Annotated in this window: 21 protein-coding genes; 11 read left to right on the forward strand and 10 right to left on the reverse strand. The window is 69.7% G+C overall.

Features of this window, described 5'->3' with window-relative positions:
* Positions 1-36: 36 nt before the first annotated feature.
* Complete coding sequence (locus tag ACGFY9_RS05140) at positions 37-1,776, forward strand: dolichyl-phosphate-mannose--protein mannosyltransferase (protein WP_393752103.1); 1,740 nt, start codon at positions 37-39, stop codon at positions 1,774-1,776.
* Positions 1,777-1,786: 10 nt separating this feature from the next.
* Here the strand turns inward: ACGFY9_RS05140 and ACGFY9_RS05145 are convergent, their stop codons facing one another.
* Positions 1,787-2,509 (reverse strand): calcium-binding protein, encoded by a 723-nt coding sequence (locus tag ACGFY9_RS05145; protein WP_393752105.1) that lies wholly within the window; start codon positions 2,507-2,509, stop codon positions 1,787-1,789.
* A gap of 231 nt (positions 2,510-2,740) precedes the next feature.
* On the opposite strand from ACGFY9_RS05145, the gene ACGFY9_RS05150 reads away from it, so the two are divergent.
* Together ACGFY9_RS05150 and ACGFY9_RS05155 are read left to right on the forward strand one after the other, a co-directional pair.
* Positions 2,741-4,372: a penicillin-binding transpeptidase domain-containing protein gene (locus ACGFY9_RS05150; RefSeq protein ID WP_393752107.1), complete on the forward strand. Its 1,632-nt coding sequence runs from the start codon at positions 2,741-2,743 to the stop codon at positions 4,370-4,372.
* A gap of 132 nt (positions 4,373-4,504) precedes the next feature.
* Positions 4,505-6,184, forward strand: coding sequence for a penicillin-binding transpeptidase domain-containing protein (locus tag ACGFY9_RS05155; RefSeq protein WP_393752109.1), 1,680 nt, complete (start codon positions 4,505-4,507; stop codon positions 6,182-6,184).
* Positions 6,185-6,204: 20 nt separating this feature from the next.
* On the opposite strand, the gene ACGFY9_RS05160 is transcribed toward ACGFY9_RS05155, so the two are convergent.
* The gene (locus ACGFY9_RS05160; protein WP_393752110.1) at positions 6,205-6,558 is read right to left on the reverse strand and encodes an SsgA family sporulation/cell division regulator; all 354 of its coding nucleotides are present in this window, start codon (positions 6,556-6,558) and stop codon (positions 6,205-6,207) included.
* Between the two features lie 170 nt (positions 6,559-6,728).
* Between ACGFY9_RS05160 and ACGFY9_RS05165 the strand changes: the two genes are divergently transcribed.
* The 7 genes from ACGFY9_RS05165 (at position 6,729) to ACGFY9_RS05195 (ending at position 13,084) form a co-directional block, all read left to right on the forward strand.
* Entirely contained in the window at positions 6,729-7,760 is a 1,032-nt protein-coding gene (locus ACGFY9_RS05165) for an energy-coupling factor ABC transporter permease (protein ID WP_393752112.1), read from the forward strand.
* 1 nt (position 7,761) lies between these two features.
* The gene (gene cbiQ / locus ACGFY9_RS05170; protein ID WP_393752114.1) at positions 7,762-8,523 is read left to right on the forward strand and encodes a cobalt ECF transporter T component CbiQ; all 762 of its coding nucleotides are present in this window, start codon (positions 7,762-7,764) and stop codon (positions 8,521-8,523) included.
* Positions 8,511-9,269: an energy-coupling factor ABC transporter ATP-binding protein gene (locus ACGFY9_RS05175; protein WP_393752116.1), complete on the forward strand. Its 759-nt coding sequence runs from the start codon at positions 8,511-8,513 to the stop codon at positions 9,267-9,269. The genes cbiQ and ACGFY9_RS05175 overlap by 13 nt, the downstream gene beginning before the upstream one ends.
* The gene (locus tag ACGFY9_RS05180) at positions 9,266-9,742 is read left to right on the forward strand and encodes a MarR family winged helix-turn-helix transcriptional regulator (protein WP_393752118.1); all 477 of its coding nucleotides are present in this window, start codon (positions 9,266-9,268) and stop codon (positions 9,740-9,742) included. The genes ACGFY9_RS05175 and ACGFY9_RS05180 overlap by 4 nt, the downstream gene beginning before the upstream one ends.
* A 138-nt stretch (positions 9,743-9,880) precedes the next feature.
* Positions 9,881-10,345 (forward strand): organic hydroperoxide resistance protein, encoded by a 465-nt coding sequence (locus ACGFY9_RS05185; protein ID WP_393752120.1) that lies wholly within the window; start codon positions 9,881-9,883, stop codon positions 10,343-10,345.
* Between the two features lie 35 nt (positions 10,346-10,380).
* Positions 10,381-11,544 (forward strand): serine hydrolase domain-containing protein, encoded by a 1,164-nt coding sequence (locus ACGFY9_RS05190; protein WP_393752122.1) that lies wholly within the window; start codon positions 10,381-10,383, stop codon positions 11,542-11,544.
* 67 nt (positions 11,545-11,611) lie between these two features.
* A complete protein-coding gene (locus ACGFY9_RS05195; RefSeq protein WP_393752124.1) occupies positions 11,612-13,084 on the forward strand; it encodes a metallophosphoesterase in 1,473 nt (490 codons plus the stop codon).
* Positions 13,085-13,186: 102 nt separating this feature from the next.
* Here the strand turns inward: ACGFY9_RS05195 and ACGFY9_RS05200 are convergent, their stop codons facing one another.
* The 6 genes from ACGFY9_RS05200 to ACGFY9_RS05225 form a co-directional block, all read right to left on the reverse strand.
* Complete coding sequence (locus ACGFY9_RS05200) at positions 13,187-15,940, reverse strand: alkaline phosphatase family protein (protein WP_393752126.1); 2,754 nt, start codon at positions 15,938-15,940, stop codon at positions 13,187-13,189.
* 13 nt (positions 15,941-15,953) lie between these two features.
* Positions 15,954-17,303: an ABC transporter permease gene (locus ACGFY9_RS05205; protein WP_393752128.1), complete on the reverse strand. Its 1,350-nt coding sequence runs from the start codon at positions 17,301-17,303 to the stop codon at positions 15,954-15,956.
* Positions 17,300-18,238, reverse strand: a complete 939-nt coding sequence (locus ACGFY9_RS05210) for an ABC transporter ATP-binding protein (RefSeq protein WP_393752130.1) — start codon at positions 18,236-18,238, stop codon at positions 17,300-17,302. The genes ACGFY9_RS05205 and ACGFY9_RS05210 overlap by 4 nt, the downstream gene beginning before the upstream one ends.
* 120 nt (positions 18,239-18,358) lie before the next feature.
* Positions 18,359-19,207 (reverse strand): DMT family transporter, encoded by an 849-nt coding sequence (locus ACGFY9_RS05215; RefSeq protein ID WP_393752132.1) that lies wholly within the window; start codon positions 19,205-19,207, stop codon positions 18,359-18,361.
* On the reverse strand, positions 19,204-19,716 hold the full coding sequence (locus tag ACGFY9_RS05220; protein WP_393752134.1) for a YbaK/EbsC family protein: 513 nt from the start codon (positions 19,714-19,716) through the stop codon (positions 19,204-19,206). Before ACGFY9_RS05220 ends, ACGFY9_RS05215 begins: the two co-directional genes overlap by 4 nt.
* A gap of 861 nt (positions 19,717-20,577) precedes the next feature.
* On the reverse strand, positions 20,578-21,129 hold the full coding sequence (locus ACGFY9_RS05225; RefSeq protein ID WP_393752136.1) for a cysteine hydrolase family protein: 552 nt from the start codon (positions 21,127-21,129) through the stop codon (positions 20,578-20,580).
* Between the two features lie 55 nt (positions 21,130-21,184).
* On the opposite strand from ACGFY9_RS05225, the gene ACGFY9_RS05230 reads away from it, so the two are divergent.
* Positions 21,185-22,261, forward strand: coding sequence for an ABC transporter substrate-binding protein (locus tag ACGFY9_RS05230; RefSeq protein ID WP_393752138.1), 1,077 nt, complete (start codon positions 21,185-21,187; stop codon positions 22,259-22,261).
* 58 nt (positions 22,262-22,319) lie between these two features.
* Here ACGFY9_RS05230 and ACGFY9_RS05235 read toward each other — a convergent pair whose 3' ends face one another.
* Together ACGFY9_RS05235 and ACGFY9_RS05240 are read right to left on the reverse strand one after the other, a co-directional pair.
* Entirely contained in the window at positions 22,320-24,542 is a 2,223-nt protein-coding gene (locus ACGFY9_RS05235; RefSeq protein ID WP_393752140.1) for an MMPL family transporter, read from the reverse strand.
* Between the two features lie 133 nt (positions 24,543-24,675).
* The gene (locus ACGFY9_RS05240) at positions 24,676-25,278 is read right to left on the reverse strand and encodes a TetR/AcrR family transcriptional regulator (RefSeq protein ID WP_393752142.1); all 603 of its coding nucleotides are present in this window, start codon (positions 25,276-25,278) and stop codon (positions 24,676-24,678) included.
* Positions 25,279-25,292: the final 14 nt, after the last annotated feature.

A 25,292-nucleotide genomic window follows, 5' to 3' on the forward strand; every position in this document is an offset into this window, starting at 1 on the left:
CGGGACTCACACAGACCTGTTCCCTACGATGGCGCGGTGACCAGTACCGCGTCCTCCACGGACACCCGGCAAGGGCAGGCCCCGCAAGACCAGCGGCCGTCGTGGCAGCAGCGGCTGCGCCGATTCGGCTACACGGCGGGGCCCAGAAGCGACGTACGCGACCGGCTGGTGCCGCCGTACGCGGAGCCCAGCCCGCGGCTGTGGGCGGCGCTCGGCTTCTCGCCCGCGCTCGTCGACCGCATCAACCGCTGGTCGGGCTGGGGCGGCCCGCTGCTGGTCACGCTCATGGCGGGCGTGATGCGCTTCTACCACCTGGGCAGCCCGAAGGCGGTGATATTCGACGAGACGTACTACGCGAAGGACGCGTGGGCGCTGGTCCACCGCGGCTTCGAGGTCAACTGGGACAAGAACGCCAACGACCTCATCCTGCAGAACAACGGTCACGTCCCCATCCCGACGGACGCGGCCTACGTCGTGCATCCGCCGGTCGGCAAGTACGTCATCGGCCTCGGCGAGCTGATCTTCGGCTTCAACCCCTTCGGCTGGCGCTTCATGACGGCGCTGCTCGGCACGCTCGCGATCCTGATGCTGTGCCGCATCGGCCGCCGCCTGTTCCGCTCCACGTTCCTCGGCTGCGTCGCGGGCGTCATGATGTCCCTCGACGGCCTGGCCTTCGTGATGGCCCGCACCTCGCTCCTCGACGGCATCCTGATGTTCTTCGTGGTGGCCGCGTTCGGCTGCCTGCTCCTGGACAGGGACAGGGTCCGGGCGAGACTCGCGGCAGCGCTACCGGTCGACGCCGACGGCCGGGCCCGCCCCGACGCCCACATCGCGGACACCCTGTTCCTCGGCCTGCGCCCCTGGCGCTGGATGGCGTGCCTCCTGCTCGGACTCGCCATCGGCACCAAGTGGAACGGCCTCTACATCGCGGCGGCCTTCATGCTGCTGACGCTGCTGTGGGACGTCGGCTCCCGCAGGGTCGCGGGCGCCAGCCGCCCGTACGTCGCGGCCCTGAGGTACGACCTGTTCCTCGTCGTGATCATGATCCCGGTCACCATCTCGGTGTACCTCCTGTCCTGGCTCGGCTGGATCCTCTCCCCGGCCAACGGCACCGGCGGCTACTTCCGCAACTGGGCCGCGACCGACGGCAAGGGCGGCTTCTGGAGCCAGTTCATGCCGGACTGGGCGCGCAGCCTGTGGCACTACGAGCACGAGGTCTACGAGTTCAACGTCGGCCTGCACTCGCCGCACACGTACATGTCCAACCCCTGGAGCTGGCTCGTCGACGGCCGCCCGGTCTCGTACTTCTACGAGTCCCCGTCCCCCGGCTCGGCCGGCTGCCCGGCGAGCGCGGGCGAGAAGTGCGCCCGCGAGGTCCTGGCCATCGGCACCCCGCTCCTCTGGTGGGCGGCCTGCTTCGCGCTCCTGTACGTCCTGTGGCGCTGGGCGTTCCGCCGCGACTGGCGCGCGGGCGCGATCGCCTGCGGCGTAGCGGCCGGCTATCTCCCCTGGTTCCTGTACCAGGACCGCACGATCTTCTTCTTCTACTCCATCGTCTTCCTCCCGTTCCTGTGCCTGGCGGTGGCCATGCTGATCGGCGCGGTCATCGGCCCACCGGGTTCCAGTGACACGCGCCGGGTGGCGGGCGCGGTGGGAGCGGGCGTGCTGGTCCTGCTGGTCACGTGGAACTTCATCTACTTCTGGCCGCTGTACACGGGCACGGCGATCCCCATCGACCAGTGGCGGTCGCGGATGTGGCTGGACACCTGGGTGTAGGGCCCGCCCGTCAGCCCCGCTGAACGGTGTTCGCGCCGGGCCCGTAGACCGTGTCGTCCCCGGGCCCGCCGTCGGCGTCGCGCGCGGAGCCGTTCACATGGATCGTGTCGTCGCCGTTGCCGCCGTAGGCGCTCCCGCCCGCGCCCACGGTGAGGGTGTCGTCGCCGTTGTCGCCGTAGGCGTCCCCTTCCGCGCTCGCCTTGAGAGCGAGGGTGTCGTCGCCGTTGCCGCCGTGGACGCGCAGGGCCTCGCGGCCGGTGCCGGTCCAGGTGTCGTTGCCGGAGCCCAGGTAGATCTCGTTGTAGCCGAGGGAGTGGCCGGAGGTGCGGTTGTGGATGACGGCGGTGTCGTCGCCGTCGCCGAGCCGCAGCGAGAGCGTGACGAGCGGGTCCGTCTCCATGTCGTTGATCCGGACCGCGCAGGAGACCCGGGTGCGGTCCTTGACCCTGGGGTGGCGGCAGCCGGTCCCCGCCTCGATCGGGACCACGTCGTCGATGGTGTAGTGGAGGGTGGTCCCGTCGACGTCCGACGTCTCGATGACCATCACGTCGTTGGCCTGACCCGAGGCCGCCGCGTAGACGAGCTCGTAACCGGACACCGCGACGGCCGGCGGCCCCTTGTACGGCTCGGGCCCCCGGTGCAGCGCGATCCATACGACGACTCCCAGCGCCAGCAGCAGAATCAGCACCACCGCGACCCGCAGCACCCGGTGCCCGCCAAGTCGAGAGAACAACGCACTACCTCCATGAGCCAGTTGGGGATCCGGCACCACGACCGACCCCCGACCCCCTCCCCTGGTTGCCCGGTACCTCCCAGCATTCGCCGAACGTTCACATACGTGGCCCGCCGCGGGGTGTGATTCAGTCAGCTGATCTCTGTTAGGACAACAAAAGGCAACACCCCTCACAGCTTTCCCCCACGCCACCTACAGTTCGAAGGACTGATAACGGGGAGGGACAGGGGCATGCGCAAGGGGGTAAAGGCCACCGTCATCGGCAGTGTGTTCGCCGTGATGGTGGGCGGGGCGGGGTACGGGGCGTTCAACGTCGTGTCCGCGCTGGGGGGTTCGGACGGGGTCGACGGGATCGGCGGGGCCTCGGCCAAGAAGACCGGGCCGCCCAGCAGCAGCGAGGTCGAGGAGACGACGAAGAAGTTCTTCGCGGCCTGGGAGAGCGGGAACGCGGTGAGCGCCTCGTCGTACACGAACAACGACGCGGCCGCCGACCTCGTCCTGGAGTCCTACAGCGGGGCCGGTCACATCACGAAGGTGAAGATCACGCCCGGTACGACGACCGGGGCCACCGTGCCGTACACCGTGCGGGCGACGGTGTCGTACAAGGGCATCTCTAAGCCCCTCAGCTACAAGAGTCAGCTGACCGTCGTCCGCGGGAAGACGACCGGGCGGGCGCTCGTCGACTGGCAACCGACCGTCGTGCACCCGGAGTTGAAGACCGGCGACACGTTCGTGACCGGGGAGTCCGCGAGTCCGGCGATCGAGGCCGTGGACCGGGACGGGGCCGTGGTGACGAAGGAGAAGTACCCCTCCCTCGGGCCGATCCTGGACGAGTTGCGCGCCAAGTACGGTGACACGGCGGGCGGTACGCCCGGTATCGAGCTGTCGATCAAGCACGACGTCGCGGACTCGGCCGACACCACGCTGCTGACCCTGGAGAAGGGCAAGCCCGGCAAGGTGCGCACGACGCTCAGCGCGAGCGTGCAGGCCGCCGCTGAGAAGGCCGTGACGAAGTACTCGGAGTCGTCCGTCGTGGCCCTGCAGCCGAGCACCGGGCAGGTGCTGGCGATCGCCAACAACCGCGACGACGGCTTCAACGCCGCGTTCCTGGGGAAGCTGGCGCCCGGCTCGACGATGAAGATCATCAGTGCCGCCACGTTCATCGACAACGACATCACGACGATGAACGGCCCGGCGCCCTGCACGCCCGACGCGGTGTGGCAGAGCCAGACCTTCCACAACCTGACCGGTCTCAAGCCGGACTTGAACGCCACGCTCGCCGACAGCTTCGCCCGTTCCTGCAACACGGCCTTCGTGAAGTACGCCGACTCGGTCAAGGTGGATTCGCTGACCAAGGAAGCCGAGGACCGGTTCGGGCTCGGCCGGGACAACTGGAAGACCGGCATCCCGTCCTTCGACGGCTCGGTCCCCGCGTCCGGCGGCCCGGACACCGCGGCCAACCTGATCGGCCAGGGCCAGGTGCAGATGAGCCCGCTGAACATGGCGTCGGTGACGGCGACCGCGAAGACGGGTACCTTCCGCCAGCCGATACTCGTCGCGCAGAGCCTCGACGACCGCCAACTGGCCACCGCCAAGGGCCTGTCGGCGAGTACCTCGGCCCAGCTGCGGGCGATGATGAACCGCACCGCGACCAGCGGCACCGCGGCCGGCATCATGTCCGGCCTCGGCGGCAGCATCGGCGCGAAGACGGGGTCCGCCGAGGTGGACGGGCAGTCCAAGTCCAACAGCTGGTTCACCGGCTACCGCGACGACGTGTCGGCGGCGGCCATGACCCAGGACGGCGGCCACGGCATCGACGCCGCGGGCCCGATCGTCCGGGCGGTCCTGGCGGCGGGTGGCTGATCTCACTCCGCGGGGAAAGAGAACTCACCCGCACAGGACGGGACTCTAGGCTGTGCCCCGTCGTTGGGGTGTGTGAGGGCTGAGGGCCAAGAGCGACGGGGGCCCAAAGGGATTCGCGGAGGATCGGGAACTGTGGGCACGAGGGGCAAGAAGAAGGTCGTCGCCGAACGGCGCAAGGCGAGACCCGCCGTGGTCGGCGGGGTGATCGCCGTGGCCGTCGTCGGCGCGGGCGTCGGCGCCTACGCGCTGTACGACGGCGGGGCCTCGGCCGAGGCACGCACCTCGACCACCGCCGACCACAAGGCGATCAAGACGGGCCCGTTGTCGGCGACCGAGGTGCAGACGACCGCGAAGCGGTTCCTGGCCGACTGGCAGCAGGGCAAGGTCGCCCAGGCCGCCGCCACGACGGACAAGTCGACGGCGGCCGCCGCCCTGCTCACCGGCTACACGAAGAACGCCCACATGAAGGGCATCACCGTCACCGAGGGCGCCCGCACCGGCACCAAGGTCCCCTTCTCCGTGAAGTGCACGGTGTCGTACAAGGGCATCAACAAGCCCATGACGTACGCCAGTTCACTGAGCGTGGTGCGCAGCGCGCAGGACGGCAAGCCGTACGTCCAGTGGCACGCGTCCGTCGTCCACCCAGACCTCGCGGACGGCGACACCCTGGTGACGGGCGAGTCCGGCACCCCGCCGATCAAGGCCTACGACCGTGACGGCGGCGAGCTGACGGTGGCCAAGTACCCGTCGCTGGGGCCGGTGTTGGACGGGCTGCGGGAGAAGTTCGGCAAGAAGGCCGGCGGCAAGGCGGGCATCGAACTCCAGGTGATCCGGGGCAAGAAGTCCAAGCAGTCCGACAAGACGCTGCTGGAGCTGAGCAAGGGCACCCCGGGCAAGGTGAAGACGACGCTCAGCCCGACCCTCCAGGCCGCGGCCGAGACACAGGTCGGCAAGCAGAAGAACTCCTCGGTCGTGATGATGCGCCCGTCGACCGGCGAGATCCTGGCCGTCGCGAACGCCTCGCACGGCTTCAACGTGGCCTTCCAGGGCTCCCTCGCCCCCGGTTCCACGATGAAGATCGTGACGTCGACGATGCTCTTCGAGAAGAACCTCATCACCCCGGACGCGTCCCACCCCTGCCCCAAGACGTACAAGCTGGCGGGCTGGACCTTCCACAACGACGACGACTCCGAGATCAAGCAGGGCACGTTCAAGATGGCCTTCGGGGCGTCCTGCAACAACGCCTTCATCAACTTCGCGCCCAAGCTGTCCAACAGCGACCTGACGACGGAGGCCCAGCAGGTCTACGGCCTCGGCATGAACAACTGGGCCATCGGCGTCCCCACCTTCGACGGCTCGGTCCCGGTGCAGAGCGGCGCGCAGATGGGCGCCTCGCTGATCGGCCAGGGCGGGGTCCGCATGAACCCGCTGAACATGGCGTCGGTCGCCTCGACGGTCGACACGGGCACCTTCCACCAGCCGTACCTGGTCTCCCCGACGGTCGACAACCGCACGGTCGCGAAGGCCTCGCGCACGATGTCGTCGACGACGCAGTCGGAGCTGAAGGAGGTCATGAAGTACACGGCCGACTACGGCACGGCCGCCAAGGCGATGGCCGGGCTCGGTCCGGACTACGGCGCGAAGACCGGCTCGGCGGAGGTCGACGGCCAGAAGAAGCCCAACGGCTGGTTCACCGCGTACAAGGGCGACCTCGTCGCCGCGGGCGTCGTCCAGGCGGGCGGCCACGGCGGCGACACGGCGGGCCCGATCGTGGCGGCCCTGCTCAAGCTGGGCAGCAGCCTCGGCGGCTGAACCTCAGCGCCTCCGGGAGTTCAGCTCGCGATGGGTGCGGTGGCCATATAGGTCCGCCGCAGAAAGCGCAGGATCGTCTTCGTCTCGAACTGGACGACGGAGACGCCCTGTTCGGAGTGGAACTCGACCACGGCCTGCACGCGTCCGCACGGCCACACCCGCACCTCGCCGCTGCCGGCCGGGGCGCGCAGCCCCTGCTCCAGCAGCTCGCGGTCGAAGGTCCATTCATGCGGTCCGGGCAGGCCGATACGGACGGCTCGGGGATCGGAGTCGGGGTCGTACCGCAGGACGACGGGGACCGCGTCAGCATCCAGCCGGTCCACGTCCTCGTCGGTGACGATATGGGCTCGCGCGTACTGTTCGACTACGGACATCGGGCGGCCCCTTACGCTGAGTGACCTGTGCGAAAGCTGTGCATCCGCTTCCACTACCCAAATGTCGCACATTTTCTCGGGAGCGCCCTCCGGGGCGACAGATCTCACATGTCGGCGTGAGACCGTCTGGCTCTTGCAAAGGACTCGCAACAAGCATCTAAAATCATCCCGTGCATGTGCCTGACGGATTCATAGACGCCCCCGTATCCGCCGCGACCGGAGTGGTCGCCGCCGGCGCCATCGCCGTGAGCCTGCGCGGTGCCCGCCGCGAGCTCGACGAGCGGACGGCGCCGCTCGCGGGCCTGGTCGCCGCGTTCATCTTCGCCGTGCAGATGCTCAACTTCCCGGTCGCGGCCGGCACCAGCGGCCACCTCCTGGGCGGCGCCCTGGCCGCGATCCTGGTCGGCCCCTACACGGGCGTGCTCTGCGTCTCGGTCGTCCTCCTGATGCAGGGGATCCTGTTCGCGGACGGCGGCCTGACCGCGCTCGGCGTGAACATCACCGACATGGCGATCACGACGACGGTCGTGGCGTACGCCGTCTTCCGCGGCCTGGTCAAGATCCTCCCGCGCAGCCGCCGCTCGATCACGGCCGCGTCCTTCCTCGCGGCCCTGCTCTCGGTCCCCGCGGCAGCCCTCGTCTTCACCCTCCTCTACTCGCTCGGCGGCACCACCGACGTCTCCCTCGGCAAGGTCGCCACCGCGATGATCGGCGTCCACGTCCTCATCGGCATCGGCGAGGCCGCGATCACCGCGCTGACCGTCGGCGCCGTGATCGCCGTACGCCCGGACCTGGTCCACGGCGCACGCGGCCTGGAGCAGCGCCTCAAGCTGCGCGTGAACGGCGAACTCGTGGACGCGCCAAGGCCATTGGAGCCGGTCGCCGCCCGGGGGACTTCGCGCCGCAGGTTGTGGATCACCGGCCTGGTGGCCTCCCTCCTCCTCGCCGGTTTCGTCAGCTTCTACGCCTCCTCGAACCCCGACGGGCTGGAGAAGGTGGCCGCCGACCAGGGCATCGACCAGCAGGCGAAGGAGCACGCCTCGGCGGACTCCCCGTTCGCCGACTACGGCGTGCGTGATGTCGACGACGCCCGGCTCTCCGGAGGCCTCGCGGGCGTGATCGGCGTGGGCGTCACGGTCGTGGCGGGTACCGGGGTCTTCTGGGCGGTCCGCAGGCGCCGTAGCACCTCGCAGGCGGCCTGAGATGGGCGCGGGCCACGCCCACCGTCTCTACCGGCACGGCCACTCCCCCGTCCACGCGCTGCCCCCGCACACCAAACTGGCGGCCGTCTTCGCCTTCGTGGTGGTCGTGGTGTCGACCCCGCGCGAGGCGATGTGGGCGTTCGGCGTCTACGCCGTACTGCTCGGCCTGGTCGCGTACACGGCCCGTGTGCCCGCCGGCTTCCTGCTCCGCCGCCTGCTGATCGAGATCCCGTTCGTGGCGTTCGCGGTGCTGATGCCCTTCGTGGCGGAGGGCGACCAAGTCACCGTCCTGGGCGTGCAGTTGAGCGTCAACGGCCTCTGGGGCGCGTGGAACGTCCTGGCCAAGGGCACCTTGGGCGTAGCCGCCTCGGTCCTCCTCGCCGCGACCACCGAACTCCGCGAACTCCTCCTGGGCCTCCAGCGGCTGAAGCTCCCGCCCCTCCTCGTCCAGATCGCGTCCTTCATGATCCGCTACGGCGATGTCATCACGGACGAGATGCGGCGGATGCGGATCGCCCGCGAGTCACGGGGTTTCGAGGCCCGGGGCATCCGCCACTGGGGCGTGCTCGCGAAGTCGGCGGGCGCGTTGTTCATCCGCTCCTACGAACGCGGGGAACGCGTCCATCTCGCCATGGTGAGCCGGGGTTACGCGGGTTCCATGCCGGTGATCGACGAGGTGACCGCGGACCGGGCGCAGTGGTCGTACGCCCTCGCCCTGCCCTGTGCCGCCCTTGTCGTATGCCTGTTGGGATGGACGCTGTGACCACTTCTCTCGAGGTCTCGGGCCTAGCCTTCGCCTACCCCGACGGCCAACAGGCCCTGTTCGGCGTGGACTTCACCGTCGCGCGCGGCGAACGGGTCGCCCTGCTCGGCCCGAACGGCGCCGGCAAGACCACCCTCGTCCTGCACCTGAACGGCATTCTCACGGCCGGCGCCGGGACGGTGACGGTGGCCGGACTCCCGGTCGGCAAGCGGCACATGGCGGAGATCAGGCGCCGGGTCGGGATCGTATTCCAGGACCCCGACGACCAGCTCTTCATGCCGACGGTCCGCGAGGACGTGGCGTTCGGCCCGGCGGCGGCCGGGATGAAGGGCGCCGAGCTGGAGCAACGGGTGCGCACGGCACTGGAGTCGGTGGGGATGGCGGACTTCGCGGACCGGCCCCCGCACCACCTGTCGTTCGGGCAGCGGCGGCGAGTCGCCGTGGCGACCGTGCTGGCGATGGAGCCGGAGATCCTCGTCCTGGACGAGCCCTCCTCCAACCTCGACCCGGCCTCCCGCCGCGAACTGGCCGACATCCTGCGGTCGTTGGACGTGACAGTGCTCATGGTCACGCACGACCTGCCGTACGCACTGGAGTTGTGCCCGCGCGCGCTGATCCTGAGCGAGGGCGTGATCGCGGCGGACGGGAAGACCGGCGAGCTCCTCTCCGACGACGCGTTGATGCGGGCGCATCGCCTGGAGTTGCCCTTCGGGTTCGACCCGCGGTCCGTGACAATGGGCGCGTGACGAACGAGGGTCCCGAGGACCACACCGCTGCCGGGTCACTGCTCCTCGACGAGCAGTTGTGCTTCGCGCTGTACGCGGCCCAGCGGGCGCTGACGGCCGCGTACCGCCCCCTCCTGGAGGAGCTGGAGCTGACCTACCCGCAGTACCTCGTCCTCCTCGTCCTGTGGGAGCGCGGCGAGACCCCGGTCAAGGACCTCGCGACGGCCCTGCGGCTCGACTACGGCACGGTGTCGCCGCTCCTGAAGCGCCTGGAGACGGCTGGTCTGGTCCGCCGGGAGCGGTCGGCACACGACGAGCGCTCGGTGCTGGTCGCGTGCACGGAGCGCGGCAGTGCCCTCAGGGAGCGCGCGGCCCGCGTGCCCGGGGCGCTGCTCGCGGCGACGGAGCTGGGGATGCCGGAGGTCGCCCGCCTGCGCGCGGAACTGTGGCGGCTGGCGGAGCGCGCGGAGGCGGCGGCGGAACGGGCCCGCTGACCCGCTGACCTCGGGTTACCGACGGTCCTCACCCCCGGCTGGCCAGCGCCGACCTACTCACCAGTATCTTGTGCACGATGTAGTTGCGCGCTCTCGTGTGTCCGTGTTCCGTGTTTCCGCCCCGGGGGAGGTCCCGCCATGACCGACGACACCGCTGCCATCGCCGATGTCGCCGTCGACACCCGCCCGACGAAGATCATGTACGTCGCCGAGGCCACCGCCCACGGCGGCCGGGACGGCTTCGTCAGCAGCCAGGACGGCCAGCTCGCCCTCCAGGTCGCGATGCCCCCGGCCCTGGGCGGTGACGGCAACGGCACCAACCCCGAGCAGCTCTTCGCGGCCGGCTACAGCTCCTGCTTCCACAACGCGCTGGTCCTGGTCGGCCGTAGGGCGGGCTTCGACCTGACCGGTTCCACGGTCGCCGCGAAGGTCGGCATCGGCCCCAACAAGCAGCACGGCTACGGCCTCGCGGTCGCCCTGAGCGTGTCCCTGCCGATCCTCGACCAGGACATCGCGGCGAAGCTGGTGGACGCGGCGCACGAGGTCTGCCCGTACTCGAACGCGACGCGCGGGAACATCGACGTGACGATCCTGCTTGGTTGAGAGAGAGGCCGGACGGCGGAACGAGGAGCGCGGACGTGGATGTGAACGGCGTGGTGGCCGAGGGCTTCGAGCCGGTCAGGGACGCGTTCGAGGCGAACTTCGAGGCGCGCGGCGACCGGGGCGCGGCCGTGACGGTGTACCGGCACGGGCACCGGGTCGTGGACCTCTGGGCCGGCACGAAGGACGTCGACGGCACCGCGCCCTGGGAACAGGGCACGGCCCAGATCGTCCGCTCGGCGACGAAGGGCGTGGCAGCCGCCGTCCTGCTCCTGCTGGCGCAGCGCGGGGAGCTGGACCTGGACGCTCCGGTGGGCGAGTACTGGCCGGAGTACAAGGCGGCCGGCAAGGAGCACACCCTGGTGTGGCACCTGCTGGCCCATCGCGCGGGCGTCCCGGTGCTGGACCGCCCGCTGACCCCGGAGCAGGCTGCCGACCCGGTGGCCAGTGCTACGGCGGTGGCGGCGCAGGCGCCGGTGTGGGAGCCGGGCACGGACCACGGGTATCACGCGCAGACGTACAGCTGGCTGACCGGTGAACTCGTCCGCCGGGTGACGGGCCGGTCGATCGGCGAGTGGATCGCGGACGAGATCGCGGGCCCGGTCGGGGCGGACCTGTGGGTGGGCCTGCCGTCGGACGAGGAGAGCCGGGTGGGCCGGGTGGCGCAGGCCGAGGCCGCCCCCGCGGAGGCGAGCGCGCTCCGCGTCCGCCCCAAGCGCTCGGTCTCCGAGGCGTACGCGAACCCCGACTCCCTCACCCGGCGCGCGTTCGGAGCGATCACGCCGATGCCGGACGAGAACGACCCGGCGTACCGGGCGGCCGTACTCCCCGCGTCGAACGGCATCGCGACGGCGGACGGACTGGCCCGCGTCTACGCGTCGCTGATCGGTGAAGTGGACGGCGGGGTACGGCTGTTCACCCCCGAGACGGCCGAGCTGGCCCGCGCGGAACGCTCCTCGGGCCCCGACCGCGTCCTCGTGATCAACACCCGTTTCGGCCTCGGCTACATGCTGCACGGCGGCGCGTCCCCGCTCCTCTCGGACGGCTCCTTCGGCCACCCGGGCCGGGGCGGCGCGCTGGGCTTCGCCGACCCGGAGTCGGGCATCGCGTTCGGGTATGTGACGAATTCGTTCCGCAAGAGCGTGACGGCTGATCCACGGGCGCAGGCGCTGGTCAGGGCGGTGCGCACCGCCCTGTCGTAGCGCACTGGTACGGCTACGGCCGTCGGCGCCACGGCCTGCGTTCACGGCCCTGGGGCAACAATGGGGTATGCGCTGCTGCTTCTCGGCTCCCCTCGCGGCCCTCGCCGCGCTCCCCACTCCGTACGACGTCGTGCGCTCCGGCGCGCTCCTCGGCCCGGCGCTGCTGCGTGCCGCCCACAGCCGTCCCGGGCGCGGCGGATACCGCCAACTGGCCGCCGTCCACCTGGAGTTGGTCACCCTCACTGAGGACAGCGCCATCATCACCTGGCACACCCGGATACCCGGCACCGACGACGGCCTCGGCCACCCGCTCCCCGCGGTCACCGAGGGCGAGGTCGTCTACGGCACCCACCCGGCCCGGCTCAACCGCGTCGCGGCCGAGGACCGGCCCACCGCGCACCACCAGGTGGAGCTGACCGGCCTGGAGCCCGGGCAGACGTACTACTACCGGGCACGCTCCCGGGGCGTGACCGCCGTACCGACGCCGTTGCAGCACGTGCGGGGAAACGCCGTCGGCACTTCGCGGCACGGTCTCGCCTCCCTGACGGGCACGTACTCCTTCACCACGCCCCAGCCCCCGCCCGGCAGGCACCTGTTGTCCATCGCCCTCTGCAACGACCTGCACCTCGGCGAGACCACCGCGGGCCGCATGGCGGGCTTCCCGCTGCTGCGCGGGGTGTCGCAGGCGGCGGGCCTCGCCGCCTATCCGGAGATCATGACCCGGGCCCTGGTCGAGGAGGCCAAGCGGCGCGGGGCGGACGTCCTGCTCGCCGCCGGGGACATCTCGGCGGGCGGGTCGCCGTGGGACCTGGCCGAGGCCAGACGCATCCTGGACGGCTTCGGCACGCTGGGGCGTGACTATCTCGTCGTACGTGGCAACCACGACCGGGCGGGTAGCTCCGCCGACACGTTCCACGAAGGGTTCCGGGAGGGCTTCGGCGAGGGGCCCGGTTACTTCGCCCACGACCTCGGCGGGCTGCGGATCATCGGGCTCGACACGTATGCCAAGGCCGGCAACGGGGGTGACGCGGGTGGGCTCGGTGAGGAGCAGTTGTCCTGGTTCCGGGCGCGGCTCAGGGCCGAACCGGATCGGCCGACCGTCGTCTTCGGGCACCATCCGCTGACGGTACGGGACTCCGTGTTTCCGGTGACGCGGGGGCAGCAGCTGGATCGGCGGCAGGCTCGGGCGATCGTCGACGCGTATGCCTCGGCGCCGGGGGTCTTTCTGCACCACGCGGGCCATACCCACCGGAACAAGCGGACGCTGCTGGTGCGGGCGCCGCATGTCGTTCAGCAGGAGGTGACCGCCGCGAAGGACTATCCCGGTGGGTTTTTGCTGCTGCGTGTGTACTCCGGGGGGTATGCGCTCAACCACTACAAGGCTGGTGGTGTCGAGGCGCGGGAGTGGGGAGAGCGGTCTCGGCGGGTGGCTGGGGGGTTGTGGCCGCACCATGCGCTTGGGCGGGCGGCGACGGATCGGAACAGCGTTCGGGCCCATGACCTGTCCGGTGTGGGCTCGTTGGGCGTGTCTGTTGCCTGAGGGATGGGTCGTCGGTTGGGTGCTGCGCCGTTGGGGCTGGGCGCGCAGTTCCCCGCGCCCCTAAAGGCAGGCCCTGCGGGCCGCCTTTAGGGGCGGCGTTTGTCAGCCGTCGTTCTCCGGGGACGGGAGGTATGCGCCGGGGACTTCATCCGGCGTGTAGAGCTTCTTGTCGCCGGGGTAGGGCTTGGTCCAGTTGTGGGTTTGGTACCAGGTGTAGCGGTTCATTTGGGTGGGGTTGGCGTAGTCGGGTACGGCGTTCGGGCCGGTTAGGCGTTGGTGGGATGCCCAGGTTTTCCACTGGGCCGCGAGTGCCTTCTCGGCTGCCGGGACCGAGACCGTCGTCGGTGCGGCGGCCGCCTTGGTGTCCTGGGGGGCCGGGGTGTCCGAGCCGCAGGAGGGCTGGGGGTTCACGCCGAGGGTCAGGGAGGTGCGGTTGGGGACCGCGGTGAACGGGGTGTTGTCGGCCTTGCTCGTGAACGCGCCGTACATCGGGGTGGCCGCGCTGTCGAGCTGGTTCATCGGGTGGATGCCGAGGATCTGCTCGATGGTGCGGACCATGGTGATCTGCGAGTAGTAGTGGTCGTCGACCGTGCTGTGGTTGGCGTACGGGCTGATGACCTGGACCGGGGCGCGGTGGCCGTCGACGTGGTCGAGGCCGGCCTGGGAGTCGTCCTCGACGACGAAGATCGCCGAGTCCTTCCAGTACTTGCTGTGAGTGATCTTGTCGACCATCTTGCCGACCGCGAGGTCGTTGTCGGCGACCTCGGCGGCGGCGTTGGCCGGGCCGCCGGTGTGGTCGTTGGAGAACCAGAACATGTTCAGGTTCGCCGGGCCGCTCTTGTCGAAGTCCTGCTGCCAGATCTGCTCTTTGTAGATGTCCGGGACGTCGAGGTCGAAGAGCGGGAAGCCCTGCACCGACACGTTGTTGAGGGAGGGGATCGCTGAGCCCGTCTTGATGGGGTAGGCGGTCTGCGCTCCGGTCGCGGCCATGTTCTTGCTGTCGCAGTACAGGTTCTGCCAGGTCGCGCCGGTCGGCTTGGTCTCCAGCGACTGGAACTCGCCGAAGTCCTTGACGGACTTGCCGGCCGCCTGTGCGCCGGTCCAGATGAACCCGGTCTTCTGGTGGCCGAGGACGTCGTTCTCGGTGTCGTAGCTGCGCGTGTACTCGCCGGCCGAGGACTCGGTGTACTCCGGGTTGTCCGACTGCATCAGCCAGTTGTGGCCCTCGGCGGAGTTGGTGCCGATGTCGTAGAAGTTGTCGTAGAGCCCGAACTGCTCGGCCAGCGCGTGCTGGTTGGGCGTCACGTTCTCGCCGAACTGGGTGAGCGAGGCGTTGCCGTTGCCCTGCGGGAGGTCACCGAAGACCTGGTCGTAGGTGCGGTTCTCCTTGACGAGCAGGAAGACGTGCTTGATCGTCGAGGGGTCGCCGATCCGCGTCGGGACCGGGACGGCCTTCGTGTGGCTCTTGCTCGTGGCCGTCTTCACCGATCCGGCCGTCCAGCCGTTCTGCTTGAAGACCTTGGCCGTCTGTGACCTGATGGTGAGGTCGCTCGGCAGCGTGAACTGCGTGACGCTCGACGTGGTGTCGTGCGTGTTGTGGCCGGCGGCGTCGGGGCGGAGGGCGTCCACGCCACGGGTGTTGGCAACAACGATCTGCTTGCCGTTGGCCGTGATTCCCGAGGGGAAGTAGTCGGTGGGGAGCAGGCCGACGTAGCGGGCGGGCTGCTGCGGGGAGCTGTAGCGGTAGACGGCGACCGCGTTGGCGCGGCCGAGTGTCACCAGCAGCCGGCCGTCGTCGGTGAGCGTCACCGCGTTCGGCTCGTAGCCGACGGACGCCTCGGGCCAGGGCTGGGTGGCGATCGTCTGGACGACCTTGCCCTTGCGGGTGTCGATGACCGACACGCTGTTGTCGGCGGTGTTGGTGACGAACACCGCGCCCTTGCTCGCGTACACGGCGGTCGGGTGCAGTCCTACGGCGATGGTGCCGACGGCGGCGGACGGGTCCGCGGTGTCGATGACGCTGACCGTGCCGGTGGTACTGGCGCCCGTCTTGGGGTTGGCCGGCACGTCGGTGCCGTAGGAGTTGATGGTGGTGTCGCCGGCCTTCGCCGGGCGGCCGCCCTCGTTGCTGACGTACAACGTGCCGCCGACCAGGGCGATACCGCGCGGGGCGGTGCCAACTGCCCAGCTCTGCTTGATGGTTCCGGTCGCCGCGTCGATGGCGACCACCTTGTTCTGGCCGTTGACCGCCGAGTACACGGTGGAGCCGTCGGCGGAGAACACGGCCGCGCCCACCAGTGCCTGCTTGGTGCCGTCGGCCGCGATGGGGACGGCGGTGGGGCTCGCGAGGGTGCCGTCGGCGTTGACGGTGAACTTGGTGTAGCCGTTCGCCTGCCCGAGCCACAGCTGCTTGCCGTCGGGCGAGTAGGTCGGGCCCTCCTGGCCGACGGCGCCGCTGCTGATGCGCAGGTCGTCCGCCGTGCTGGTGCCGATCTTCTGCTTGATCTGACCGGTAGTCAGGTCCATGACCACCAGAGAGGCGTCGCCGTCGGCGATCGAGGCCGCGAGGCGGGTGCCGTCCGGGCTGACCGTCGACGACATGATCTTGCCGTCGTTGATGACGGTACGGCTGCCGTACGGCTTGATGTACTGGTCGCTGGAGATGACCTGGCCGTTGGCGGTGGTCTGGCCGACCTGCTGGGTGCCGAACTGGTATGTCGAGGCGACCGCCGTGCCCGTGACACCGAGGGCGACCGCGATACCGGCCGTCACGAGCAGTGCCCGGCGGCCGACGTGTCTGCCGAAGAGGTTGACCTGGTTTTTCTCGTTGATCCGACGCTGGCGGGTTACCTGCACGGAACTGTTCCCTTCACTGGGTTTCGAGCAGTTCGACGTTGCCGTCGAACTGCCACAGCGGATTCGGGGCGTCACCGGTCGAAGTCCGCACCAGGAAGTAGCCGTTGACTTCCTTGGGACCGTCGCCGTCCGCCACGAACCGCCCGTCCGAGGTGATGTCGAGCTGGTAGATCGCCGTCCCCGTGACCGCGACCCCGGGGAGATGCCAGCTCACGACGCAACGCCAGTCGTTGCCCGCCCCCTCCTGGGCGGCCTGGCCGTCGCTCTTGGTGCACGCCGCCGAGGTCCGCAACCGGTCCTCGGTGACGGCGGGCCGGTGCAGCTGCTCGGTCTGCAGGCGATACAGATGCGCGAACACCGTCGCGAGGGACTTCTGCACCTTGTCCTGCTGGATCCCGGAGCCCGTCGACGGCGTCGCCACGGCGACCGCCCCCACGGTGACGGCGGTCAGCGCCGTCAGCGGTAGCACGCCGAAGGTGAACGCGCGGCGCCCCGAGCCGTCGTAGGCCGGGTTGGTGAAGTCGCGCCGTACGAACAGGAGATAGGCCAGCGCGGTGGCGAGTACGGCCCACGCGAGGCTGACCGCGACGGCGATCAGCAGCGGGGCGAGCTGGGCCGGGCTGGTGAACAGACCGTTCCAGGCGATGAAGGCGTAGCCGGGCAGGGCGAGGCGCACCGCGACGGGCAACGGCAGCATCTGGGCGACCTGCATCGCGAGCGCGACCAGCACCGGCAGCAGCAGCCCCATCGAGGACCGCCCCAGCGCGACCGACCCGAGGAGTCCGATCGCGGCGAGGGCGAGGGTCGGGGCGAGGGCACAGAGCCAGGCGAGCAGGACCCGGCCGGCCGCGTCCGCCGGCGCCAGCAGATGGCCGTCGAGACCGACCAACGGCTGGTTGCCGACGGCCAGGAGCCCGCCGACCGTACTGGAGACGACCAACCCCGCCACCAGCGCCAGGATGACGGTGACGCTGGCCAGGGCCTTCGCCACGAAGATCCGCGCGGGCGAACGGACCGCCACCAGCAGATGCCGCCAGGTGCCGAGCCGGTCCTCGGCGGCGAACACGTCACCGGCGACGAGCGAGGTCAGCAACGGGAGCGCCCAACTGCCCGCGAAACCCAGCATGACCAGCGGGCCGGCCCACCCCGTGGCGTGCATCCAGCGGCCGAAGAGAGTGTCGGAGGGGAGGGTGTCCTGCTGGCTCACCCCCGCGACGAAGAGCGCGGGCGCGACCCAGCAGGCGAGGACCAGCAGGCGGATCCGCCACTGCGAGACGAGCTTGACGAGTTCGAAGCGGTAGCCGCGCGCGACGGAGACGCGGCGCGCTACGGCGGTGTGTTCGACGACGGCGATCGCACTCATCGACCCGCCTCCTGATCGGTGAGCGCGAGGAATGCGGCCTCCAACGGCGATACCACGGGGGCGAGTTCACGCACCGCGATGCCCGACCGCACGAGCTGGGCCACCAGTTCGTCGAGGGCGGGTGTCAGCGCGCGCACGACGAACACCTCGGCGTCCTGCCGTATCCCGGCGTCGTCGACAACCAGGACCCCGCCCGTCTCGGCGGCGAGCACACGCGCCGCCCGCGCATCGGAAGTCCACAACCGGTACTCCATCTCACGGCTCTCGGCGGCCAGCTTGCTCAACGGGCCGGAGAAGACGACCCGTCCGGTGGCGAGGATGGTGACCTCGGAGCACAGCGCCTCCAGGTCGTCCATACGGTGGCTGGAGAGCACCACGCTGGTTCCGTCGGCGGCGAGCCGGGTGAGGACTCGGTGCACATGTCTCTTGCCCGCCGGATCAAGGCCGTTGGACGGTTCGTCGAGCACGAGCAGCCGGGGTCTGGTGAGCAGCGCGGCGGCGAGCCCGAGCCGCTGGCGCATGCCGAGCGAGAACCCGCGGGCCCGGTCGTCGGCGACATCGGTGAGCCCGACCTGGTCCAGCACGTCGTCGATCCCCGCCGTCCGCGCGTCATGGCCGCGCAACGCGGCCAGCGCGGCGAGGTTCTGCCGGGCGGTGAGCGAGGGGTAGAGACCGGGCCCGTCCACGAACCCGGCGACCCCGTCGGGGGCGGCGAACGCCCGCCCGACCGGCGTCCCCAGGATCTCCAGGCGCCCACCGTCGGCGACGGCCAGACCAAGCAACAGCCCGAGCAGAGTGGTCTTGCCGGCCCCGTTGGGCCCGACCAGACCGTGGATCTGGCCCTGCGTCACATCCAGACCGACGCCGTCGAGCGCGACGACATCACCGAAGCACTTGGTGATCCCGTCGGCCCGGACCACGTGACGTCTCTCCATGAGCCCCTTCTTTCGAATCCTCAGGGACCCTAGGGACACCACACATCCCATGCACAGACAGCCGTCTGAACGCGCGGGGAACGGATCGTCAAGTCGTCGGCAAGCCGAGTGAAGGAACGGTCAACCCGCCCGCAGCATCAGCCCGATACCGGCCACGAGCAGGACGGCGGCGGCGATCCGCGGGGCCCCGAACCGCTCCTTGAAGAAGACGGCACCGATGGCCGCACCGACGATGATCGACGACTCGCGCAGGGCGGCGATGGGGGCGAGGTCCGCGCGCGTCTGGGCCCACAGGACGAGTCCGTACGCCGACACGGACAGGGCCGCGCCGAGGAACCCGACTCCGACGAACGGCCGTAGGGCGGGGGCGAGTTGACGGCCACCCCGCAGATACACGGCGTACGCGGGGATCATCCACCCCTGGACGGCCATCAGCCAGGCGATGTATCCGAGCGAGGAGCCCGAGGCGCGTACGCCGAGCCCGTCGACCACGGTGTACGCGGCGATGGACAGACCGGTCGCCAACGCGGCGCCGATCGCAGCCCAGTTGGGCCGGCGGCCGCGCATGCCCCACAGGGCGACGCCGGTGAGCCCGGCGCAGGACAGTGCGATACCGGCTGCGGCCCAGCCGTCGGGGACCTCGTGTGCGAAGACGGCGGCGAGGACGGTGACGACGAGGGGTGCGGTGCCGCGCGCGATCGGATAGGCCTGCCCGAAGTCCCCGAGCCGGAAGGACTTCATCAGCAGGAGGTAGTAAGCGAGATGGATGAGCGCGGAGGTCCCGAGATACGGCCACGCCCCGGCCGCCGGAAATGCCGTGAACGGCACGAGCGCCAGCCCGATGACCGTCCCGCCGCCCGCGATGAGCGTGAACCCGACGAGCTTGTCCGTGATGCGGTGGGCGAGGGCGTTCCAGCAGGCGTGGGTGACGGCGGCGAGCAGGACGGCGGCGGCGACCTCCGGGGTCACGAGGGCTGCTCGCGCACATCCACCAGAGTGGCACCGGCGTGCGCGACGAGTTCCTTGGGCTCCATGGGAAACACGGCATGCGGGTTGCCTGCGGCCGCCCAGACGACGTCGTGCGCGAGCAGCGACCGATCGGCCAACACCCGTGTCTTCGTACGGTGTCCAAAGGGCGGCACACCCCCGATGGCATACCCGGTTGTCTCCCGTACGACGTCCACCTTGGCCCGCGTGACCTTCTCGACCCCGAGCTCCCGCCGGACAAGCTCCACGTCCACCCTGGACGCCCCGTCCATGAGCACCAGCACGGGAACCCCGTCCGCCGCGAAGATCAACGACTTGCAGATCTCACTCAACTCGCACCCGATCGCGGCGGCGGCCTCGGCTGCGGTACGGGTGGCGTCCGGGAAGCGCCGAATACGACCGAGCAGATCTCCGAGCCCCAACTCCCGTAGCGCCCCGGCGAATCGGGGGTTGGCGCCGGTGTTGTCGTCTTCGGTGTTGTTCATGCTCATGGGGGCACGGTAGCGGTGGGTGTACTGGGCCTGCGACTGAGTTCCGACCGTCGGACCGCCCGCTTCTCAGCCAGTGTCGGGATTGCGGGAGCCGAGTAAAGGGCGCTCCCTCCGGTCGCGTCGGCTACGCCGATTCCGCTCCGCTCCACCCTTGACTCACCTCCCGCAATCCCGTTGAAGAAGCGAACGGGCGGCCCCGAGGCATGGGTGGCCCAGCTACGGATTCCCTTGCCTGTACAGGGTTCTGGTCCGGTGTGGTGGGGGCGCGTTCGCGTCTCGCCAGCACGCCGGGTCGGCTCGGCGGCCAGCGGTGGGTGGGTAGTCGCGGGAAGCTGGGGGTAAATCTAACTACCGTTGCGGCTTTGGCCGGTTAGAAATGACCCCGGCTTCCAGAGGAGGCGGGGCTGGCGCGGTGGGGGCGCGTTGGCGTCTCGCCCGCACGCCGGGTCGGCTCAGCGCCTGTCGGCCGGTGGGGACTCGCGGGCCAGCTTCCCCCTGGACCGCCCGACCCTGCCACCTCTGGAGGATGGATCTTTTCTAACCGGTCAAAGGTCACGAGAGTGGTTAGATTTACCCCCAGCTTCCAGCAACCACCCACCACCCGGGGTTGGCCGCTAAGCCCACCCGGCGTGCTGGCGAGACGCGAACGCGCCCCCACCACACCGGCCGGCAGCACAGTTCAGGCAAGGGGATGGCTCCCTGGCCACCCATCCCTCCGGGCCACTCGCTCGCTTCTGAAACGGGCTGGAGCGGCCCTAGTCAAGGGTGGAGCGCAGCGGAATCGCCGCAGGCGACGCGACCGCAGGGAGCGCCCTTTACTCGGGCCGTGGAAGCCCGACACTGGCCAAGAAGCGAGTGGCCCTACGCCCAGGTGACTTCTTTTGCCTGGGCGACAGCAGCCGTACGACCCGGCGCCTCGTGGTACTTCCAGTACAGGTTCGTGTGGGCGATGACCTGCTCCGGCGGCGGCGCACCCCACCGGCTCAAGTCCGACGTGGTGTGTGCATCGCTGACGAGCGTCACGTCGTAGCCGCGTACGAAGGCGCCGTGGATCGTGGAGCGGATGCAGGCGTCGGTGGAGGCGCCGGCCACCACGAGGCGTCCGACTCCGGCCTCGGCCAGTACCTGTTCCAAGGAGGTGCCCTCGAAGGAGTCGGGGTAGCTCTTGGGGACGAGGGGTTCCGGGTCGCGGCGGGTCAGTTCGGGGACGTACTGCCAGGCCTCGCTGCCCTGGGGCACGTTCTCGTCGAAGTGCTGGATCCAGACGACCGGCACGGATTCCTCGCGGGCCCTGTCGACGAGTCCGGCGATGTTGGCGACGACCGCGTCACGCGCGTACGCATCGGCAACGACGCCGACCTGTACGTCGATCAACAACAGCGCGGTGTTGGGACGTTCGGACAGAGTGGTCATACCCCGGGAGGTTATCGAAGCCGCGCCGGGATCGACGTATGGGAGACGGAACATCATGAGTACGCCACCGCCCACCGCTTCACGACCGGCCGTTCGGATCGGCGTGCTCGTTCCGCTGACTCGGCCTGGATGGGTGGAGGCGGGTCAACACCTTCTCGCCGGGCTGGAGTTGGGGGTTGGTGAAGTCAATGAGGGCGGTGGGATTGCCGGGGCGCCGCTTGAGTTGGTGGTCAGGGACACTGCCGCTGATCCCAGGACAGCCGTGGCGGCCGTAGACGAACTGGCCGGTCAGGGGGTGGTCGCTCTGGTCGGGGAGTATCACAGCGTCGTCGCTCGCGCTGTTGCCGCCAGGGCGGAGGCCATTGGTCTGCCGTTTCTGTGTTCGTCGGCTGTTCTCGACGCGTTGACCGATGAGCCTTCGGAGTGGGTCGCGCGGCTTGCTCCGGCTCAGTCCCATGGGTGGCGGATCTACGCGGAGTTTCTGCTCGGTGCGGGGCATCGTCGGGTCGCCGTCGCCGTCGAGCCGAGCGTGTACTGGGCGTCAGGGACGCGGATTCTGCGCAACTGCCTTGCCCCGCACGGTGGTTCCGTCGTCGAGTTCGACATGCGTGCGCTCAGCCCGGAGGCCTTGTGCGAAGAACTCGTCGAGCGGCGCGCTACGGCCCTGCTTCTGCTGGTCGGGTATCCGGAACCGGCCGTCTCGATCGTGACGTGCGTTCGGCGGGATGCGCGGCTCGGGGAGGTGTTGGTCGGCGCTCCGGCCGGGCAGCCCGAATTCGCCGAGTGGGGTGGGTTGTTGGGGGACGACGGCGCCTCGGTTCCGTTCCTGCGTTATCTGCCTGAACGGCTCGGGGAGCTTGGTCTGCGTGTCGAGGCGGCGCTGCGGGGGCAGTTGGGCGGCGCGCCTTCGTTCGTTGCCTTTGAGGGGTACGACGCCGTTGTTGTTCTTGCCGATGTGCTGCGTTCCGCCGCCGCGTCCTGGCCGCACGTCGCCGTCGAAGGCACTCGCGGGGCGATCTCGTTCTCCCGTGTGCCGGGGATCGGTGTGTGGCAGTGGGCCTGGGCGCCGGTTCAGGTCGTTGACCGGGATCCGGCGGAACCCGGGCGTTTTCGGGTGCTGCACAGCGGGTGACGGGAAGACCCCGGCGCCGAATGAACGGGCCGGGGTCCACTGATGCCGTACCCAGAGGTCAGGCGCGTACCAGTTCGCGGTCCTCGTCGGGGTCGGAGTCCTTGGAGTCCAGCTCGCGCAGGCCCTCGCCCTCGACGTCCACGTTCGGCAGTATCCGGTCCAGCCACTTCGGCAGCCACCACGCCCGCTTGCCGAGCAGGGCCAGTACCGCCGGGACGATCGCCATGCGGACCACGAACGCGTCGAAGAAGACGGCGATCGCGAGGCCGAAGCCGATCATCTTGATCATGGATTCGCTGGAGCTGATGAAGCCGGAGAACACCGCGATCATGATGACCGCCGCCGCGGTCACCACCCGTGCGCTGTGCTTGAAGCCCGTGACGATCGCCTGGCTCGGCTTCTCGCCGTGGACGTGGGCCTCGCGCATCCGGGTCACGAGGAACACCTCGTAGTCCATGGCCAGTCCGAAGACCACGCCGACCATGAAGATCGGCATCATCGACATGACCGGGCCGGTTTCCTCCACGCCCATCAGGCCGGACAGCCAGCCCCACTGGAAGACCGCCACCACTGCGCCCAGCGCCGCCATGACCGACAGAAGGAAGCCGAGGGCCGCCTTCAGCGGGACCAGGATCGAGCGGAAGACCACGATCAGCAGCAGGAACGCCAGGCCCACCACCAGGATCAAGTACGGGATCAGCGCGTCGTTCAGCTTCTGCGACACGTCGATGTTCATCGCCGTCGTGCCCGTGACCAGGACCGACGAGTCCGTGTCCGCCTTGACCTGCGCGCCCGCGTCACGGATGCCGTGGACGAGGTCCTCGGTCGTGACGGACGACGGCTTGGAGTCCGGGACGACGGTGATCGTCGCGGTGTCGCCGTCCTTGTTGAAGGTCGCCGGGGTGACCGTGGTGACGTCCTTCAGGGCCTTGATCTTGTCGGTCACCGTGGTGACGTCGGCCTTCGGGGTCTTGCTGTCCTTCGCGTCGACGACGACCATCAGCGGGCCGTTGAAGCCGGGGCCGAAGCCCTCGGACAGGAGGTCGTACGCCCTGCGCTGGGTCGTGGACGTGGGCTGCGAGCCGTCGTCGGGCAGGCCCAGTTCGAGCGAGGCCGCGGGGATCGCCGCCGCGCCGAGTCCGATCACGCCGAGCAGCAACACCGCCAGCGGACGTCGTACGACGAAGCTCGCCCAGCGGGTGCCCATGTTCGGGCGGGCCGACTTCTCGGCGGACTTGGCGCGTCCGCCGCCCAGGAGCTTGCTCTTCTGGCCGATGGGCTTGATCTTCTTGCCTGCGTAGCCGAGGAGCGCCGGGATCATGGTGAGTGCGATGAGGACCGCTATCGCCACCGTGCCGGCCGCGGCCACGCCCATCTTCGTCAGCATCGGGATGTTGACGACCGCCAGGCCGACCAGGGCGATCACGACCGTCAGGCCTGCGAAGACCACCGCCGAGCCCGCCGTACCGACCGCTCGTCCGGCCGCCTCCTCGCGTTCGCGGCCCTCCGCCAGTTCCGCCCGGTAGCGGGAGACGATGAACAGGGCGTAGTCGATGCCGACCGCGAGGCCGATCATCATCGCGAGGGTGGAGGTGGTGGTGCCCAGGTCGAGGGCGTTCGCCAGTGCCGTGATCGTCGAGACGCCGATGCCTACGCCGATCAGCGCGGTGAGCAGCGGGAATCCGGCTGCCAGGAGTGAGCCGAAGGTGATGACCAGGACCACGGCGGCTATCGCGATGCCGATGATCTCGGTCGAGCCCGTCTCGGGGGTCGCGGTGAGCGCGTCACCGCCGACCTCGACCGTGAGTCCGGAGGCCCGTGCCTGCTGCGCGGTCTCCTTGAGAGCGTCCTTCGACGCGTCCTTCAGCTCCATTCCGGAGACCTTGTACTTCACGGACGCGTAGGCGATCGTGCCGTCCTTGCTGACGGCCTTGCCCTTGAAGGGGTCGGCGACCGAGACGACCTCGGAGCCGTCGCCGAGGTCCTTGACGGTCTTCTCGACGGTGGCCTTGTTCGCGCCGGAGTCGAGCTTCTCGCCGGCCGGGGCCTTGAAGACGACCCGGGCGGTGGCGCCGTCGGCGCTCATCCCGGGGAAGCGCTGTTCCAGCAGGTCGAAGGCCTTCTGGGCCTCGGTTCCCGGTACGGAGAAGGAGGAGGCACCGGCTGCGGGCGCGCTGGCCGCGCCGACTCCCGCGAGCGTCAGCAGCGCGATCCACAGGAGGGCGACGTAGTGCCGTCGCCTGAAGGCGAGCCGGCCGACTTTGTAGAGGAACGTGGCCACGAGGGCGTACTCCCGGTCAGGTCGTGGGGTTCTTCGGGGCAGGGGTGATCAACCGGTTGGGGACACGGGTGATCGGCCCGACGACGTGAGCGGTTACGTCAGGTGGGCGTGCTGTGCGGGTGTTGTGGGTCGGTCAGGTGGTGGGCGCGCCCAGTGCGGGGAGCACCACGGCGTCGATGTACGACAGCAGGAAGGCCTGGGTGGGCGGCTGCTCGTCGATCATGGTGCGGGCGGCGAACCCGCCGATCATCATGTGCACGATGTACTCGATCGCCGGGTTGTCGGCACGGATCTCACCCCGGTCGATCGCCCGCTGGAGCACCGTGTTGAACTCCGTCATCTCGGGTTCGACGAGGTGTTCCCGGAACGCCTTGAGGAGGTCCGGGCTGCCGTGCATCGCCATGGCCAGGCCCCGCATGAGCGCGGAGTTCTGCTCCATCTCGCAGTCGTCCGACCGCATCGTGAGGGCGTGGAAGTCGCCCCTGAGCGAACCGGTGTCGACCTCGGCGGCCGATGCGCCCGGCTTGTTGTGCCGCACCGCTTTGGCCACCAGCTCGGCCTTGCCGCCCCACTGGCGGTAGAGCGTCGCCTTGCTGGACCGGGTGCGGGCCGCCACGGCGTCCATGGTGAGGGCGTCGTAGCCGACTTCCCGGAGCAGGTCGAGCACGGCCGCGTACAACTCGGCCTCTCGCTCGGGTGTGATGCGACTGCGACGCGCCGTTGCGACCTCAGTCATGCGACTCACCTTCC

The organism is Streptomyces sp. NPDC048504, from assembly GCF_043200035.1.
Taxonomy (GTDB): Bacteria; Actinomycetota; Actinomycetes; order Streptomycetales; family Streptomycetaceae; genus Streptomyces.

Excerpts from the sequence above, each read along its gene's own strand:
- ACGFY9_RS05220 (WP_393752134.1), bottom strand. The coding sequence starts at position 19,716 with ATGAGCATGAACAACACCGAAGACGACAACACCGGCGCCAACCCCCGA.
- ACGFY9_RS05230 (WP_393752138.1), top strand. The coding sequence starts at position 21,185 with ATGAGTACGCCACCGCCCACCGCTTCACGACCGGCCGTTCGGATCGGC.
- ACGFY9_RS05160 (WP_393752110.1), bottom strand. The coding sequence starts at position 6,558 with ATGTCCGTAGTCGAACAGTACGCGCGAGCCCATATCGTCACCGACGAG.
- ACGFY9_RS05225 (WP_393752136.1), bottom strand. The coding sequence starts at position 21,129 with ATGACCACTCTGTCCGAACGTCCCAACACCGCGCTGTTGTTGATCGAC.
- ACGFY9_RS05210 (WP_393752130.1), bottom strand. The coding sequence starts at position 18,238 with ATGGAGAGACGTCACGTGGTCCGGGCCGACGGGATCACCAAGTGCTTC.
- ACGFY9_RS05175 (WP_393752116.1), top strand. The coding sequence starts at position 8,511 with ATGGACGCTGTGACCACTTCTCTCGAGGTCTCGGGCCTAGCCTTCGCC.
- ACGFY9_RS05195 (WP_393752124.1), top strand. The coding sequence starts at position 11,612 with ATGCGCTGCTGCTTCTCGGCTCCCCTCGCGGCCCTCGCCGCGCTCCCC.
- ACGFY9_RS05205 (WP_393752128.1), bottom strand. The coding sequence starts at position 17,303 with ATGAGTGCGATCGCCGTCGTCGAACACACCGCCGTAGCGCGCCGCGTC.
- cbiQ (WP_393752114.1), top strand. The coding sequence starts at position 7,762 with ATGGGCGCGGGCCACGCCCACCGTCTCTACCGGCACGGCCACTCCCCC.
- ACGFY9_RS05185 (WP_393752120.1), top strand. The coding sequence starts at position 9,881 with ATGACCGACGACACCGCTGCCATCGCCGATGTCGCCGTCGACACCCGC.
- ACGFY9_RS05240 (WP_393752142.1), bottom strand. The coding sequence starts at position 25,278 with ATGACTGAGGTCGCAACGGCGCGTCGCAGTCGCATCACACCCGAGCGA.
- ACGFY9_RS05150 (WP_393752107.1), top strand. The coding sequence starts at position 2,741 with ATGCGCAAGGGGGTAAAGGCCACCGTCATCGGCAGTGTGTTCGCCGTG.